At 69.1% G+C, this 15,873-nt stretch carries 16 protein-coding genes; 9 read left to right on the top strand and 7 right to left on the bottom strand.

The genetic code is table 11. From position 1 onward, the window contains the following. Nucleotides 1-10: 10 nt before the first annotated feature. Together A3CE_RS0130875 and A3CE_RS0130870 are read right to left on the bottom strand one after the other, a co-directional pair. Complete coding sequence (locus A3CE_RS0130875) at nt 11-202, bottom strand: hypothetical protein (protein WP_020643968.1); 192 nt, start codon at nt 200-202, stop codon at nt 11-13. An 84-nt stretch (nt 203-286) separates the two neighbouring features. After that, nucleotides 287-886, bottom strand: coding sequence for a right-handed parallel beta-helix repeat-containing protein (locus A3CE_RS0130870; RefSeq protein ID WP_020643967.1), 600 nt, complete (start codon nt 884-886; stop codon nt 287-289). Between the two features lie 824 nt (nt 887-1,710). On the opposite strand from A3CE_RS0130870, the gene A3CE_RS59650 reads away from it, so the two are divergent. After that, nucleotides 1,711-2,658, top strand: a complete 948-nt coding sequence (locus A3CE_RS59650) for a cold-shock protein (RefSeq protein ID WP_026469039.1) — start codon at nt 1,711-1,713, stop codon at nt 2,656-2,658. A gap of 230 nt (nt 2,659-2,888) precedes the next feature. Here the strand turns inward: A3CE_RS59650 and A3CE_RS0130860 are convergent, their stop codons facing one another. Then, nucleotides 2,889-3,119 (bottom strand): hypothetical protein, encoded by a 231-nt coding sequence (locus A3CE_RS0130860; RefSeq protein WP_020643966.1) that lies wholly within the window; start codon nt 3,117-3,119, stop codon nt 2,889-2,891. 15 nt (nt 3,120-3,134) lie between these two features. Beyond that, on the bottom strand, nt 3,135-3,587 hold the full coding sequence (locus tag A3CE_RS58810) for an HNH endonuclease (protein ID WP_245589614.1): 453 nt from the start codon (nt 3,585-3,587) through the stop codon (nt 3,135-3,137). Between the two features lie 80 nt (nt 3,588-3,667). Between A3CE_RS58810 and A3CE_RS58075 the strand changes: the two genes are divergently transcribed. The 4 genes from A3CE_RS58075 to A3CE_RS0130835 all read left to right on the top strand — a co-directional run bounded on the left by A3CE_RS58075 (nt 3,668) and on the right by A3CE_RS0130835 (nt 6,835). Beyond that, complete coding sequence (locus A3CE_RS58075) at nt 3,668-3,961, top strand: hypothetical protein (RefSeq protein WP_211231861.1); 294 nt, start codon at nt 3,668-3,670, stop codon at nt 3,959-3,961. A 218-nt stretch (nt 3,962-4,179) separates the two neighbouring features. Further along, nucleotides 4,180-4,752, top strand: coding sequence for a hypothetical protein (locus A3CE_RS0130845; RefSeq protein WP_020643963.1), 573 nt, complete (start codon nt 4,180-4,182; stop codon nt 4,750-4,752). Nucleotides 4,753-4,823: 71 nt separating this feature from the next. After that, entirely contained in the window at nt 4,824-5,495 is a 672-nt protein-coding gene (locus A3CE_RS0130840) for a response regulator transcription factor (protein WP_020643962.1), read from the top strand. Next, nucleotides 5,492-6,835 (top strand): sensor histidine kinase, encoded by a 1,344-nt coding sequence (locus tag A3CE_RS0130835; protein WP_051183799.1) that lies wholly within the window; start codon nt 5,492-5,494, stop codon nt 6,833-6,835. Before A3CE_RS0130840 ends, A3CE_RS0130835 begins: the two co-directional genes overlap by 4 nt. Nucleotides 6,836-7,787: 952 nt before the next feature. On the opposite strand, the gene A3CE_RS59370 is transcribed toward A3CE_RS0130835, so the two are convergent. Both A3CE_RS59370 and A3CE_RS51880 read right to left on the bottom strand, forming a co-directional pair. Then, nucleotides 7,788-7,913, bottom strand: coding sequence for a hypothetical protein (locus A3CE_RS59370; RefSeq protein ID WP_020643959.1), 126 nt, complete (start codon nt 7,911-7,913; stop codon nt 7,788-7,790). Beyond that, nucleotides 7,910-10,705, bottom strand: a complete 2,796-nt coding sequence (locus A3CE_RS51880; protein ID WP_020643958.1) for an AfsR/SARP family transcriptional regulator — start codon at nt 10,703-10,705, stop codon at nt 7,910-7,912. Before A3CE_RS51880 ends, A3CE_RS59370 begins: the two co-directional genes overlap by 4 nt. Nucleotides 10,706-10,877: 172 nt before the next feature. On the opposite strand from A3CE_RS51880, the gene A3CE_RS0130815 reads away from it, so the two are divergent. From A3CE_RS0130815 to A3CE_RS0130805, 3 genes are all read left to right on the top strand, one after another. After that, nucleotides 10,878-11,429 carry a hypothetical protein gene (locus A3CE_RS0130815; RefSeq protein ID WP_125591585.1) on the top strand — a complete coding sequence of 184 codons (552 nt, stop codon included), beginning with the start codon at nt 10,878-10,880 and terminating at the stop codon, nt 11,427-11,429. 845 nt (nt 11,430-12,274) lie between these two features. Continuing rightward, nucleotides 12,275-13,189: an NAD(P)-dependent alcohol dehydrogenase gene (locus tag A3CE_RS0130810; protein ID WP_245589613.1), complete on the top strand. Its 915-nt coding sequence runs from the start codon at nt 12,275-12,277 to the stop codon at nt 13,187-13,189. 269 nt (nt 13,190-13,458) lie between these two features. Then, nucleotides 13,459-13,980 carry a DUF6461 domain-containing protein gene (locus tag A3CE_RS0130805; protein ID WP_020643955.1) on the top strand — a complete coding sequence of 174 codons (522 nt, stop codon included), beginning with the start codon at nt 13,459-13,461 and terminating at the stop codon, nt 13,978-13,980. A 543-nt stretch (nt 13,981-14,523) separates the two neighbouring features. Here A3CE_RS0130805 and A3CE_RS0130795 read toward each other — a convergent pair. Continuing rightward, nucleotides 14,524-15,618 carry a S1 family peptidase gene (locus A3CE_RS0130795; RefSeq protein ID WP_026469037.1) on the bottom strand — a complete coding sequence of 365 codons (1,095 nt, stop codon included), beginning with the start codon at nt 15,616-15,618 and terminating at the stop codon, nt 14,524-14,526. On the opposite strand from A3CE_RS0130795, the gene A3CE_RS56790 reads away from it, so the two are divergent. Continuing rightward, the gene (locus A3CE_RS56790) at nt 15,617-15,841 is read left to right on the top strand and encodes a hypothetical protein (protein ID WP_125591592.1); all 225 of its coding nucleotides are present in this window, start codon (nt 15,617-15,619) and stop codon (nt 15,839-15,841) included. The genes A3CE_RS0130795 and A3CE_RS56790 overlap by 2 nt on opposite strands. Nucleotides 15,842-15,873 lie beyond the last annotated feature (32 nt).

The following is a 15,873-nucleotide window of genomic DNA, read 5'->3' as shown; positions in this document are numbered from 1 at the left end:
GGCCTGTTCATCAACCACTGTGCCGATGTTCCCCGAGACCGTTCTCCGGCGTGGTGGCTTCCAGTACGCGGGCGGGGCGCCGGCCGCGCCTGCGTCCGGACCGGTACAGCCTGGTCAGCAGCAGCACCGTCAGCGCGAGGCAGTCCGCGCCGATCACCCCCGCCACGGCCAGCACCGGGCCGAGCTCGTCGCGCGAAGTCACGCCGGGCGTCGGGCGGGACGACGGCGGCGGGCCTGCCGCTGCCGCCCTCCTCGGGGAGCACGGCGGTCACCACGGACAGCGGGTTCACCGTGCCCCAGCCCAGCGCCGGGTCCGGCAGTTGCGCGGCCGGATGCGTCGCGCGGCCAGCCCGACCAGCCCCTGGAGTACCGCCAGGGGATCGGTGCCGGATGCCGGGCGCGTCGACCCCGCGCCGACGGGCGCGGCGGGCGGGGTTGCACCGGCGCAGGCCGCGGTGCCGTACTCGTCGTTCGCGAGGTTACCGCTGCTGATCAGCTCCAGCACTTCGATCGCCTTGCTCGGCCGGAGCTGCCGGATACCGCTGCCGTGGTTGTCCCGGACCGTGCACCCCTTCGCGGTGACGGCTTCACCGGTCTCCAGCAGGATCCCGTCGGCGGAGCCGCCGGAGAACTCGGAGTCGAGCACACTGCCGGACGCGCCTTCGGCGAACGTGCAGCCCGCGCCTTTGCTTTCCTGGACCCGGCAGCGTGTCATCGACAGGTCCGCATCCGAGCCCGCGTGCACCCCCTCCTTGCCTGACCGGAAGAGCTGGCTGTCGGACAGCGACAGTGCCGCGTCCGCCACCCGGACAGCGGCTTCGGCGACGTCGCGCGTGTTCAGCCCGCCGACCGACGGCCGCGCCGCACCCGACACGGCCAGCCCCATCCCGCCGCCGTCGATCTCGACGTGCTCCAGCCTGCCTCGGACACTCGAATCGCTTGATTCGGCCGTCCTGTCATGCCGCCGAATGCGCCTCGGCAAGCGGCGCTCGGTCGCCCAACACGGGGACCGGCCGCGCGGCTGACACAGGTCGTAGGTGCAGGTTCAGGCTGCACGGCGCAGCTCGACTTGATGCTGTTCGACTGCCTCCAGCCCACGGTCGTGTGCCACCCGAACCATTGTTCGAACCAAACACCGGCGGTCCTCTCACCAATTCTACTGGGGCACAGCTGGGGCAAACCCCCTGTCACAACTGCACTGAAAAATCCGTGCACTCGTCAAGAAGTGGGGCCGTAGCGGCTTGTCGTCGTCGCCACGCTTGCGCTCGTCGCCGTGCTGGAAACGTCCTCGGCCGAAGGCGAGGCGCCAGTGGCCAGCGGCGACGTGGACATAGTCGAGGTGGCCATCCGGCGTTCGACGTACGGACTCGCCATGACCGCACCGACCTCGATGCCGTCGATTCGGAGTTCGACTCGACCGGCCAACGTCCCCGCGCCGGGATAAGCGACCAGGCTGAACCCCCGGCCGACGCGCGCCTCGATGACAGCGATGGCACCGCAGGCGAGCGGGGGCTACAGCGTGACGGTGCGCGGCGTGCCCACAGCACCGCGGGCGTGCTTGGACCTGGTCTCAAAACTCGGCGTGTCGCTAGGTGAACCAACGGCCCGCCCCTGGCTCCGCACCGCCCGCCTGTGGGCCCGGCCGACGGACCGCGAGGTCTGTCAGAGAGACTGGGGGCCAGTGCCCGCCCTCTCGACCTGGAGTCATTGATGCCGCAAGGGACCGTCCGTTGGTTCGACGCCGAACGGGGTTTCGGCTTCCTCGCGCCCGAGGACGGCTCGCCGGACGTGTTCGTGCACGCCTCCGAGATCGTCGGGGACGGCGGCGCGAAACTGCTCCGCGAGGGTCAGGCCGTCGTGTTCGAGGTCGGCGAGAACGACCGCGGGCCCCAGGCGCTGCGCGTTCGCGTCACCGCCGATGCGGCCACCGGCAGCGCCGTGGGCCTGCTCGGCACCATCAACTGGTACGAGCCGGGCAAGGGGTACGGCTTCGCGTCGCCGGACGGCGGCGGCGCCGACATCTTCGTGCACAGCTCCGCCATCGTGACCGGCGGCGTGGTCACCGAGGGGCAGCGGGTGGCCTTCCTGATCGTCGAAGGCGAGCGCGGCCCGCAGGCCGGGCACGTGATCCCGCTGGGGGCAGGGGCCGGCTCACCCGCTGCGGCTGGTATCGCGGACGGTGCCGACGGCACGGTGGCCTGGTACGACGAGGACAAGGGCTTCGGCTTCATCAACCCCGACTCCGGCGCCGGGGACGTCTTCGTTCACGCCCGGGCCCTGGCCGAGGGGCTGACGTGGCTCGCGGAGGGCGACCGCGTCGCCTACGAGGTGGCCAGTGGAGACAAGGGCCCGCAGGCCCGCGACGTGCACCTGGTCCGGGGCGCCGAGCCCCAGACGGCGCCGCAGCGGTCGGCACCTGCCGCGGCCGCAGGGCCGGCGGCGCGGGACGTGCCCGTACGAGGCGGCGAGGGCGTCGTCGCGCGCTACGACGACGACCGCGGCTTCGGCTTCATCACCCCGGACGCAGGCGGCGACGATCTCTTCGCCCACGCGTCCGTGATCATGGGGTCGGAACCGCTGCAGAAGGGTGACCGGGTCCGGTACACGGTGCGTCAGAGCGACCGGGGCCCGCAGGCCGACCGCATCGAACGCCTCTGAAGAGGCGGCCCCACCGATGGCTGATCACTTCCCGACGAGAGTGCTCGTTCATCCCCGTCGATGGTGCCGTCAGCAACGCGGCTGCAGCCTCCTCCAGGAGATCGATCTCCCTCGTGGTGACGGGGGCCCCGTCCCGACCCGAGGACCTGCTCCGCGCTCAGAAGCTCACCAGTCACCTCCACCCAACGACACAGAGCTACCGATGTATCCCAAACGAGTGAACGGATGCGTTAGACCTGGTCGCTGAGCTCGATCTTTATGAGCCGGCGGACGTTGATCACGGTGCAGGCCAGCGTGAGTAGCGCCAGCGTGGTGCGTTCGGTCCGGTCGTAGCGCAGCCCGAGGCGTTTGAACCGCAGCAGCCAGGAGGATGGGTCGGCCGCGCAGCGACGTGCCAGCTGTGGGCTGGTCCTTTTCCGCGCGGCCTCCCGCCGAACCGGACTTGATGGTTTCCCGATCATCCGGCTCTCCAGTGACTACTGCGTGAGTGGTGCGGCCGGTTGTCCCGTGTGGATCTGGTCGTGGCAGGAGGCGCAGACTACGAGGGTCTTGCGTCGCCGGTTCGCCATCGCTTTGGCCCACAAGGGTTGTAGTGGCCCGGGTTCGCCGAGGTCTGCGAGCGTGCGGACGTGGTGGACCTGAACGTCGCCCGTTCGCTGGCATATCTCGCAGGTATCCGCGAGAAGCCGTGACACGAGCTCCTTGTGCGGATAGTCGACCCGGACCGGCTGACGATCGATGACCGTCGCCGTTTTCTGCCGGTGGAGTGGTGTTTCGCCGAACCGTGCGACCAGCGGCTGCCTGCCATCGCGCTCGATGCGTGCCTCGAAGCAGGTGCGCGGCCCGTGCGGTGTCTGAATTTTGGCTTTGTGTTTGGTCGCCATCTTCGACATCGACGAGCGGTGCGTGCCTGCCGGGGTCTTGAGCATGGAAGTCTCCATGACCCAGCGCAGCCGGCGGAGCCGGTAAACGTCCCCGGCGAGCAGGTCAGGGCCTTCTGCTTGGCGGGTTGGCCGCGGCGCAGGTAAGGGGCGGACTTGGCCTTGATCACCGTCAGAGGGACACGGAGGGCGACCTGCCCGTTGACGCGTCGGTAACGGCCGGTCTTCTTCGTGTCGTTGTGCTGGACGGTGATCTCGTAGCCGAGGAACCGGGCCGCGCCTGTGCGGGCGTGGGTGATCAGCGTCTTGTCCTGGGAGAGTTCGAGCTTGAGTTCGTCACCCAGGAACGCCGCCAACGCGCCCTCGGCAAACTCACCCCGGTCGAGTTTCAGGCCAGCTACACGACCGCACCAGCGGCTTGAAGAACAGTCGACTCCGGTGTCAACCGAAGTCTGGGCAGACCCGAAACCTGCGACGATGTTCCTTAGGTGATTCCAAAGTTGGGTGAAAGTCCCGCTGAAGTGCAGTTGGTGTGATGGGGGCCGGCACCGGATGGGCCGGTGCCCCGCATCGAGCGAGGACACACATGGGGATTCGGATCAGACTTGTCGCTGCTGCCATTGTGGCTAGCCTGACGGCGGTGACCGGCGCGGCCGCCGCGTCGGCAGCGGCTCCGGCGGCTCCGTCGTCGGCACAGCCCGACCACAAGAAGGACGACGGCAAGAAGAACGACGAGCAGTTCGCCAAAGTCGCCGCGAGCTTGCACGTGACGGTCAAGCAGCTGACCACCGCCTTGGACAACCTGAAACACGCTCTGGTCAACGGAACCGACAAGACCACGGCCATCGCCGCGTTCGCCAAGCAACTGGGGATCACGGTTGCCCGTGCGGAAAAGGTGCTGGAGGCACTGTCCGGTAAACCCGGACCCGGCAAACCCGTTCCCGGTAAGGAGGCGGGCGTTCCGGCCGAGGTGGTCAAGCTGCTGGCCGCCGAGCTGAAGATCAGCGAAGACCGGGCCCGGCAGGTGTTCAAGGACCTCGACAAGGTCGGCGGCAAGGGCGACGACGTCACCAAGGATCCGGTGTTCATCGCCATCGCCAAGGGCCTGGGGACCACCCCGCAGCGGCTGCTGGACGGGCTGCGCAAGGTGAAGGAGGAGTTCGCCAAGAAGGAGGGCGGCAAGCCCAAGGACGGGGCGCCGAGCGGGAAGTGATCCTCTCCGCTGGTGTGTCCGGGCCGGCCAACGGCCGGTCCGGACACCGTGGTGTGCTCCATACTGGGCGCGTGCGTGTACTGGTAGTCGATGACGACGAGGCCGTCCGCCGCTCGCTGGAGCATGCGCTGCGCCGGGACGGCTATCAGGTGTCCCTCGCGGCCGACGGCGTGCAGGCGCTGGACGAGCTCGGCCGGTCGCGGCCCGAGGTGATCGTGCTGGACGTGCTGGTTCCCGAACCGAACGGCCTGGAGATCTGCCGACGGCTGCGCCGCCGTGGCGACCAGACGCCGATTCTCATGCTCACCGCGCGCGACCTGGTCGAGGACCGCGTCGCCGGGCTGGACGCGGGCGCCGACGACTACCTGGTCAAGCCGTTCGCGCTGGACGAGCTGCGGGCACGGCTGCGAGCCCTGCTGCGGCGCAGCGGCGCGGTCCAGGAGGTGCTGCGGTTCGCCGGCATCGAGATGGACACCACCACCTGCCGGGTGCAGCGGAACGGACGGGCGATCGAGCTGACTCGCACCGAGTACTCGCTGCTGGAGTTGTTCCTGCGCCACCCACAGCGCGTGCTGAGCCGCGAGCTGATCTTCGAATCGGTGTGGGGCTACGACTTCGGGCCCGCATCCAACCAGCTGTGGGTCTACATCTCCTACCTGCGCGGAAAACTGGAGTCCGCCGGTGAGCCCCGGCTGATCCAGACCGTGCGCGGCCTGGGATACGTGTTACGGGAAGAACCATGACCTTGCGCACCAGGGTTGGCCTCGCGGGTGGACTTGTCGTGCTGCTGGCGCTCGCCGTGGCGTCGTTGGTGGTCTACCCGGCCGTGCAGTCGATCATGCGTCAACAGGTCGACGCGTCGCTGAAGCAGAGCATCAGCGAGGGTGATTCCCTCGCCCGCCAGCTCAAGCAGAAGGTCGCCGAGTCCGGCGACAAGATCCCCATCGACGAGCCGGTCGAACTGGGCAGCATGCTGGTCCAGTTCGTCGGCGGCCCGGTGTATCCCGGCTCGAACCAGGCCTTCGTCGAGATCACCCAACGGGACGCGGACGTCGCCAACGGCACGCAGCCCGCGTACTTCCAGGACACGACCTACAACGGCGTCGAATACCGCCTCCTCACCTCCGGGATGGGCAAGCCGCCGGGTGGACTGATGCGGGTCGCCCAGCGGCAGGACGACCAGACCGCCATCCTGGCCTCGCTGGCAGCGTTGCTGGTCGCGCTGACACTCGGGGGCGGTCTGGTGGCCGCGGTGACCGCGCGGCTCGCGGCGCGCCGGGTGCTGCGGCCGGTCCAGCAGCTCACCCGGACCGTCGAGCACATCACCGCGACCCACGACCTGACCGCGCCCGTGGACCACCTGACCGGACGTGACGAGATCGGCCACCTCGGTCAGGCTTTCGCCGCCATGACAACTGCTTTGGACGCGTCCATGCGGACACAGCGGCAACTGGTCGCCGACGCCTCACACGAGCTGCGCACCCCGCTGACCAGCCTCACCACCAACCTCGAACTGCTCGCCGACGGCGACGGCCTGCGCGCGCCCGAGGCCCCGGCGCTCGTGCAGGACGCGATCGGCCAGGCACGGGAACTGCGGTCGTTGATCAACAACCTGGTCGACCTCGCCCGTTACGGCAAAAACACCGCCCGCACCGAGGACACCCGGCTCGACCTGGTGGCGAAGACCGTGATCGCCAAGGCCGCCACGCGAACCTCAGCCCCTCGGTTCACCTCCGCCCTGACCCCGTGCCTCGTGCACGTCGACCCGGACGCGATCGAGCGGGCCATCGGCAATCTCGTGGACAACGCGGTGAAGTGGAGCCCACCCGACGGCGAGATCACGATCACCGTGACCGATGGCGAGTTCTCGATCACCGATGAAGGCCCCGGTATCCCCGCGGCCGACCTGCCGTTCGTGTTCGACCGGTTCTACCGCTCCACCCAGGCCCGGTCGATGCCCGGATCCGGGCTGGGCCTGGCGATCGTGCGCCAGGTGGTGGAGACCCACGGCGGGCAGGTCGCCGCCGAACCGCTGGACCACGGCCTGCGCATGCGGTTCCACCTGCCGGTCGTGCCCGACTGAGCGGGATCAGAGCTGGGACGCGCCGCTGTCCACCGGGAACTCGGCGCCGGTGATGTAGGTGGCATCGAAAGCCAGGAAGACCACCGCCGTCGCAACCTCACGGGGTCCCTGAACCGCAGCATGGGGTTGTTCGCGGTCATCGGCGCCCGGGATGCGCGGCGGCGGCGGTCGACATCGACGTCTCCAGGATGCCGGTGTCGATCGGGCCGGGGCTAATGCCCTCACGCAGCAGCGGGACGAGCTTCCGCACGGTGAAGTAGGTGCCCCCGGCGTTGATCGTGAACCGATCGTCCTACCCCTGCTCGGACAGCAACGCCACATCGCCACGGACAGCCACCGCACTGTCCCCGAGCGTTCGTGCGCGGCAACGACCCGTGGCACACCGCCGCGTTCGTGGTTTCGCGGGTGCGCAGGTCGCGCTCGCTCTGGCTGCTGACCACCCAACCAAGCCGGTGCGGACTGACGTCCGCGACCACCCATCGCCACCCCGTCCAGCGCCGGCCACCCCCGCCAGGTGCCGGCTCCATGACCGCGACTGCCCACCCCTTCGACACCACGCCACCAGCCTATGGGAGGGCCACGGGCGGCATCCGGTAGCCGGGCAGCCAATTTCACAGACTGCCGCTTCCTGCGCTCGCTCATGGGCAGCCGATGAGAGAGCGACCCCGCCGATCACCTCGACCGAGCCTGGCCCGGCTGCGGTCGTGCCACCAGTAGACAAGAAGCCGATGAGGGGGCGTTCGTCCAGGTTCGAGCGGCTCGACCGTGCTCCCTGACCGCAATTGTCGAGTCCGACAGCAACGCCCACCAGGCCGTTGATCCGCATGTTCGTCCTGAGAGGCCCTTCTCGACATTCGGGCCGAGCAATGACTGATCCGCCGTTGGTGACGCTGCGGCGTGAACCGATGAGCCGGTACCGCCGCTTCCCGCGGCAGTACCGGCTGTGGCCGGGCTACTCCCAGCACCCGATGCAGTCGGGCCGCGACACCGGCTCGGCCGGCTGTGCCGCGGCCGCCGGGGCGACCACCAGGACCGCCGCCGCGACCACAATCCCGGCGAGCGTGAGGATCTTCTTCATTTCTCCCCCTTTTTGTGAACAGCTGAAGCACGAGTATGCCCGGGCCGAGCGGCTCCCAACCCGCCGAGCCGATGCTCCACCCGTTCGCGCTCTTCGTCCCGGCCCTGGCCCCGGTACAGTTCTAGAGCTTCCTGCCACGCTTCGCGCGCCTCGCCGGTCCGTCCGAGGGCAGCGTGTGAAAGGCCGAGACGGTCGAGCGTTTCGGCGGACGCCGGGACGTGGCCGAGACCGCGTCGGAGGGTGAGCGCCCGTCCGTGCAGCCGGATGGCCTCGTTGCCCGCGTCGTGTTCGAGGCGGGCAAGCCGGTCGAGGCTCTCGGCCTCCCCCGCGGCGTTGCCGTGGTCGCGATGCAGAGTCAGGGCAACGTCGAAGTGGCCGCGGGCGGCGTCGTGGTCGCCGAGGTGGGCGGCGTGCCGGCCCACAGCGTTGTGGCCGTGGGCCGTGCACACCGGCAGGCCGAGGCCCTCGAACAGGCGCAACGCCCCGATGGCGTGAGCCAGCGCCAGCTCGTCGTCGTGCCCCTCCAGCGTCCGGGCGAGGGACTGGTGGGCGTGGCCCAGTTCGTAGCGGTCGTCGTGGTCTCCGGCGAGACCGACGGCGTGCCGCAGGTGCCGGACCGACTCCTCGCGCCGTCCCAACGCGGCGCACGCGCGCCCAAGGTGCCGGCGGGCGATGAGCGCGGGAGCCGGGCCCGGCAGCGACGTCGCAGCGTCGACCGCGGCCCGCCATCCCGCAAGACGGTCGTGGCGGTGGCCTCGCCGCTGGCGGGCCGTGTCGGTCGACAGGGCCAGCCACCACACAGTCTTGTGCCAGTCCCGGCTCGCGACGGCTTCCTGAACGGCGAGCAGGGTGGCGCGCTCGGCTTCGAACCAGACCATGGCGGCCTCGGCACCGGACAGCTCGAGGACGTACGGACCGGGCTCGGGCGGAGTGAGGTCGACGGGTCCGCGATGTGTGTCCAGCAGCAGACCGGCGTGGTAGGCGGTGTGGGCGCAGAAACCGAGGACCCGGCGCACGGCCGCGTCCCGCACGCCGCCGGGCAGCGTCCGTGCGGTTTCGGCCGCGTACGCGCGGACCAGGTCGTGCATCCGGTAGCGGCCGTCCGGGTCATGCTCGAGTAGTGACATCTGCTCGAGGCCGCGCAGCACGGCCCGGGCTCGTGCCAGCGGCAACCCCGTCAGGTTCGCCGCAGTGACCAGGGCGGTGTCCGGCCCCGGCGCAAGAGCCAGCAATCCGAACACGGTGGCCTGGTCGTCGGTCAGCGCGGCGTACGACCAGGACAGCACTGCGGGCAGGCTCGCGGCCGGGTCGTCGTCGGCCAGGCCGTCCAGGCCCACCTCCCGCAGTTCCCCGACCAGGGCGGACAGCCGCGCCCCAGCCCGGCCTGCCAGCACGCTCAACGCCAGCGGCAGGCCACCGCAGAGGCCCACCAGTTCGTCGACCGCCTCCCGCTCGGCGTCGACCCGGGCGGCACCAAGCCGGGCGGCCAGCAGCTCGCGAGCGTCCGCCATAGGAAGGACGCCCAGCGCAACGCTGCGGGCGTCGTGCGCCGCGACCAGGCCCGCGAGCCCGTTGCGGCTGGTCACGACCACGGCGCACGACGCACCGCCGGGCAGCAGCGGCACGACCTGATCGGTGCCGGCGGCGTTGTCCAGCACCACGAGCAGCCGCTTGCCCGCAGTCAAGGTTCGGAACAACGCCGACCGGCCGTGCAGGTCCGGCGGAATCGAATCCGGCTCGACACCGAGCGCGGCGAGGAAGCCGAAGAGCGCCGCGGCCGGGGTCATCGGTGCGCCGGCGCCGAAGCCGCCGAGGTCGGCGAAGAGCTGGCCATCCGGGAACCGGTCGAGCCGGCGGTGCGCCCAGTGCAGGGCCAGCCAGGTCTTGCCGAGCCCGCCGGTGCCTCGGACAACGGCGAGCATCATCGTGCCGCTCGCCCTCGCGGCGTCCAGTGTGGCGTCGAGCCGGCGTACGTCGTCGGCGCGACCCGCGAACGACGCGGGCGCGGCGCGAAGCTCGTGCGGAACGGATCGCGATGGTGGGCTCTGCCGGTCGGGCTTGGTGGTCAGGAGCCGGCAGTGCAGTTCCTGCAGCGCGGGGCCGGGGTCGGTCCCCAGCTCCTCGGCGAGGCGGGCGCGAACCCGCTGGTAGTGGTTCAGCGCCTCGGCGGTCCGCCCAGCCTGGTGCAGCGCCAGGAGGTACTGGCCTGCGGTGCGTTCGTCCAGCGGATGCGCCTCGGCGTGCGCCGCGAGCTCGTCCACGGCTTCCTCCCCGAGCCCGAGCCCGAGCCGGAGCCGCGCGTCGGCGAGGTCCTGCGCCGTGGCCAGCCGTTCCCGCTCGAGTCGCTCGCGTTCGGCTTCGGCCCATTCGCCGGTCAGCCCGGTCAGCGCTTCTCCTTGCCACAGGTCCACCGCTTCGGTCAGCAGCGCCGTCGCACGTTCCTCGTCGGCGCGGGCGTTCGCTCGCAGTTCACGGCACCGGAAGAGGTCCACTGTGGACACTTGGGGCTCGGTCACCAGGACGTAGCCGCCGGAGCGGCGGGTGAGGCTGACTCCGTCGGCGCCCGCCAGCGCCGCCCGCAACCGCGAGATGTAGCCGTGCAGAGTGGTCCGTGTGCGCGGCGTCGCGTCGGCACCCCAGACGCGCTCGACCAGCCGGTCCGCGCGCACCACCTGACCCACCTCGAGCGCCAGCACCGCCAGGACACACCGCTGCCGCGGGGTGCCGAGGTCGACCGGACGCCCGTTCACGAGCACGTCGACCTCGCCCAGCAACCGCACCACCGTGCTCATGGGCCGCCCCCTCGACAAGACCACGTCCCAGGGTAGCCGATGCGTCTCCGCTCGAGAGCCGTCAACGACCGCTGACCAGGCATTACAAGCTCGCCTGCAGAAATGCTGACGAACGGCCGGGCACGATCACCGGCGATGTCGGCCCAAGCCGGCACGGAAGGGGAGAGTGACGATGAACAGACTGAAGCGACGGCTCGCGTCGGCGGTCGCGGCCTCCGGGATCGTGGCGACCGCGGTGCTCGGCGGAGCGGCCACCGCGTCCGCGACCGACGCCCAGCCGGGTACTCCGCAGGGGAACTACTGCCTTCAGGCCCTCGAGGGCGGGCCTGCGAAATGCTTCGCCTCCGAGCAGGCGCTGGAGTCCCACCAGGCGGCCGCCGCCATCACTCCGCTGCTCACCGTGTTCGACGACGTCAACTACACCGGCGGGTACAAGAACTACTACCGCACTGACGGCCGGGCTTACTGCGACGACGACGTCACAGTCAACGAGGCGTCCTCCGGCGACCTGAGCAAGGACTTCTTCTCCACCGGCTCCACCGTGAACAAGGACATCACCTCGTTCGTCATCAAGGCCTACTCCTACTGCGTGGTCACGGTCTTCGACCAGACCGGGTTTCTCGGCAACCACCCCGTGCCGAAGGCCAGCAACTGTCCTGACATGAGGACTTGCTTCGCCAGTGGGAGTTGGAACAACAAGGTACGGTCGCTCGCCGTCACATAGCCGCCAGAGTCAGGCGTCCAGAATGGGTGCGGGAATCACGGGATAGAAAGCAGCACCGACGGTGACCGTCAACGGGATGCGTTCACCGGTAGGCGCTGTGATGCGGAACGCTCGGATGCGTTCGGCGATCGCCGGTGTCCGGCGTCTCGGCAGGTTCGAGGGGCCGGTGCCCTGCCGGGGTCCGGGCACCGGCGCGTCACTCGACTCGGTCGATCGTCGGTCCGAGGCGTCATTCCGGCCGCGGCAGGCCCTCCACCCCGGCACCTACGCGACCTGTGTGTTCACCGCCGCCACCGCGAGATGCCTACCACCGTCTCGAGCCGCGGCGTCCACCGTGCCGACGCCAGCGTGGTGCCATCCGATCGAATGCGCCAACGTGGCGCTCACGCCCGGCAACGCCGCCGCGCTGCAGCGCGCGCAGGACCGGCCCGAGAACGCCCTGGCCGATCCTGCGTCGCTTCCCACTCTGCCGGCACACCGCCTGCGGCGCCGCCAACACGACATCGCCTGGCTGCTCGCCAGCACATCCATGCCAACTGGACCTCGCCTGCGCCCAGACCCAACGCCTGACACTCGAAAACGATCAGCTCCGCGAACTGGCCCACGTCACGGCACGCGTCATCCCCGCTCCACCAGAATCAATACCGGGTCATCGCCGCAGAGCAGGTGTCTTGCCAAGTGCGCGCTCCGCCCACACCACCCACTGAACTTTCCTCAACCCTTGCCTGTACCTCGCTACATATGCTTACCTTACGCCGTAAGGCAGAGAAGGTGTGAAGAGGTCTCGTATGAAGGCTGCGGTGCACACCAGGTACGGCCCGCCGGAGGTCGTTCGGATCCGCGAGGTGGACAGGCCGGCGGTCGGGGACCGGGACGTGCTCGTCCGGGTGCACGCGACGACGGTGAACCGGACGGACTGCGCCTACCGGGCGGCCAGGCCCTTCTTCATGCGACTGCTCACCGGCATCGCCCGGCCTCGGCGGACGATCATGGGAACCGAGTTCGCCGGGGAGGTCGAGGCGGTCGGCCGTGGTGTCACGTCCTTCTCGGTCGGCGACCGGGTGTTCGGGTACAACGAGGGCGCGTTCGGCGCGCATGCCGAGTACCTGCCGGTGCCGGAGGACGGGTCGATCGCGACCGTGCCGGCGGGCGTGACCTTCGAGCAGGCCGCTCCCGGTACCGAGGGGGCGCACTACGCGCTCGCGTGCATCAGGCACGCGGGGACCCGGGCCGGACAGGACGTCCTCGTCTACGGCGCGACCGGTGGGATCGGCTCGGCGGCCGTGCAGTTGCTGAAGAGTCTCGACGTCACCGTGACCGCAGTGTGTGCCACGGAGAGCCTGGCGCTGGTGAAACACCTGGGCGCGGACCGGGTCGTCGACTACACGGCAGGGGACTTCACCGAGGACGAGCAGACCTACGACGCGGTGTTCGACGCGGTGGGCAAGAGCACGTTCGGCCGCTGCAGACGACTGCTCAAACCCGGTGGCGTATATCTGTCCTCGGAGCTGGGGCCCTGGGGTCAGAACCTCATCTTGGCATTGGTCACTCCGCTGCTGCGCGGCAGAAGGGTGAAGTTCGCGTTCCCGCGGGACAACCAGGCCATCGTTCGCCACCTGCGAGAGCTGATCGAGTCCGGGGACTTCACGCCGGTCATCGACCGTCGGTATGCACTGGACCAGATCGTCGATGCCTACCGGTATGTGGAGACCGGGCAGAAAATCGGCAACGTCGTGATCACCGTCGCGCAGGTGGACTGACCGACGGCGTCGCGGACAGCCCCTTGCCAACGGCCACAATGAACGGCTGCGCAATACCGCCGTACCGACTTTCCTTCTCCTTGAGATATGAGGCGTTCCACCTCAGCCAGCAAGCGAACTTCGGCATCGACGTTCTCCACGGCATCGAGACCTTCGCCGGCACCGACCGTGAAGGTCACGTCGAAGACCGAGGTCCGGAATCGGAACAGCGTATCCAGCCGTCCGCTTGCCGCCTCGCAACTTCCCATCCAGGCCACTGCAAAGGAGAAGTGACCGAGGATGATTTCGGCTGGCTGTCGACGAGCCCACTGGGTGAAGCCGCCTGCGTGACCATGGTGAAAACGACGGACGTCGACGCCGTGGTGCGCGGCTTCGGCGGGGTCGCAGGCGAGGCCCGAACCATCCCGTCCGCGGAAGCGGGGAACGACCTCGACGGGGCGTATGCGGTCGCCGTGGTCCGTCGGGGCCAGTACGTCATCGCGGTCGAAGTCAACGGCTTTCAGGGCTCGCGGCCCGAGGTTCTGCGCCGGGTGTCGCGGCTCGGTGAAACCGTGAGCGCCTTCTGGAACGTCGAGGCTTTGACCCGGTTCAGCTACGCCGTCGACGGCCGCGTCAAAACGGCCTTCGAAGCCGGCGCCGACTCGTGGAAAACAGGCCAACCGGCACGGCATGTGGACCTGTATGTACCTAGTGTCGCGCGTCGCAAGTTGTTTGGCGCTCGGGCCGCTGGAGTCAGGGCGCTCGCTCAGCCCCGGCGAGGCTCGCCGGCCCCGGCCAAAGGTCTTGAATGACTCATTCAGGACCTCCGAAGACCTGAATGAGTCATTCAGGACGCTCGCCCTCGCAGCCGCGCTGTCAACGAATTTACGGCGCGACACACTAGCTGGGAACATTCGTTTGCAGGCGGACATGGCCAGGTCACCAGGGTCGGTGGCCGGCTGGGGCTCGGGCGAAGCGGAGCATCGTGCTCAGGCCAGCGTGGTCGGATCGGCGAGTTTGGCCTCCAGGTCGGCGACACGGCGGTCTTGGAAGCGCAGGTTGGAGCGGGCGGCTGTCAGGCGTTCCTCCAGGGTGCGGTTGTCGGTGATGAGCTGGCGGACGCGTTGCTTGAGGGTGGTGTTCTCGGTGGTGATCCGCTGGATGGCCTCTTCGGTCCATTTGGCTTGCAGGTCGCGGATCTGGCCGAGGAGTTCGCCGATGCGGGTGCGCTGGGTGAGGATCTCCGCGTTGGCGGCCTTGAGGGCGTCCTCGGCGTTGAACGCCCTCTCCCGCCAGGTCCCCTCCTGTTGCCACCTGCTGCTTCTGTGGGGGGTGCAGGTACTCCCGGAGCCGGGTCAGTGAACGAGTTGGGTGCCGGTCGCCGCGAGCGCGGCGTTTATTGGGTAGTAGTAGCTGTTGACGGTATCGCCGCCGGAAAGCAGGCCCTGCGGCATGGACCTGCTGATGTACGGACCGCCGGAGTCGCCGTGGTCGGACCGGACGTCGGTAAGCACCATGCCGGTCACGGTGCCTTCCGGATAGCGCACGGTCTGGTTCTTGGCCTGGATCGTGCCACAGGTCCAGCCGGTGGTGGAACCGGACTTGCACACCGAAGTGCCGACCGGGAGGTCGCTGGGAGGGCCTACACGCTGGCCCGTGTTGATCCGGCCGACCGGGGTCCAGTCGCTGTTGACCTGCACGTACGCGTAGTCATCGCCAGGGAAGCGGTAAGTGGAGAACGAGCCCATGGCGGCATGGTTGTAGCCGGACACCGCACCGCCGCCGGTGAGCGCCGCGCAGTGGCCCGCGGTGAGGAAGCCGCCGTTCACCGCAAATCCAACTGAGCAGCGGGCCGAACCGCCGATATAGTAGGCGTCGCCACCGAGCACGTCGTAATACGGCTTGGGTGCGGCCGGGGTTTCCGCCACGGCTACCGCCGCAGTGTCCACACCGGACTGTCGGACGAACGCGTCCGCGGCGCTCCGTTGTCCGGTCAGGACACGCAAGGTGATCCGGTTGTTCACGGTGTCGATTCCCCAGCCGGTGACGGCCTTGGGCGCGGCCTTCTCGCGGGCGTTGAACGTCTGCACGATCGAGTCGAGCTGGCGTGCGCTGAACCGGACGACCTGTGCTTCGGCGCCGGCCGCGCGTATCCGGTCGACGAGCGCCGGATCGGTTACCGCGACCCGGGACTTGCCGGTCGCCGCGTCGAAGCTGGTACCGCTGATACGCTCGCCGAGCGCCTTCTCCAGCACCGCGCTGACCTTGGTCGCGGCGTCTTCGCTCGCGAACCGGACGAGCACTTGGCCGTGAGTGAGGCCGAGGTCGCGCTGCATCGCCGCGACCATCTCGGAATTCGGTAGGGCTGCCTCAGCCGACGGGACGTCTGCGAAAGTCGCTGCCACCACCGTGACAGCGGTTGCGGCAGCGATGAGTTTCATGGCTTTCATGCTTCTCCTCGTGTTCGGATCCCCCTGCTCAGCGGCGGCGACGCCCGTGCAGAAGGGCGTCGCGCCCGCCCCGGCCGAAGCGGCGGGTGTCGGCCGCGAAGCAGCCAACGAAGGATTCGACTGGGACCTGACAGTGGCCAGGAAAGGCCAGTTTTTACAGAAACTAGTCCTCCGATCACTATTTTGCTCTAACTTACTATTGGCCGAGCAGCAATCGTTGTGAGATGCTTTAATTTCGGCGAAGGTGCTCCACGG

Source organism: Amycolatopsis balhimycina FH 1894 (assembly GCF_000384295.1).
In the GTDB taxonomy this organism is placed as follows: domain Bacteria; phylum Actinomycetota; class Actinomycetes; order Mycobacteriales; family Pseudonocardiaceae; genus Amycolatopsis; species Amycolatopsis balhimycina.
Note: the sequence above shows the minus strand (reverse complement) of the source record. Positions and strands in the feature narration are given on the sequence as shown.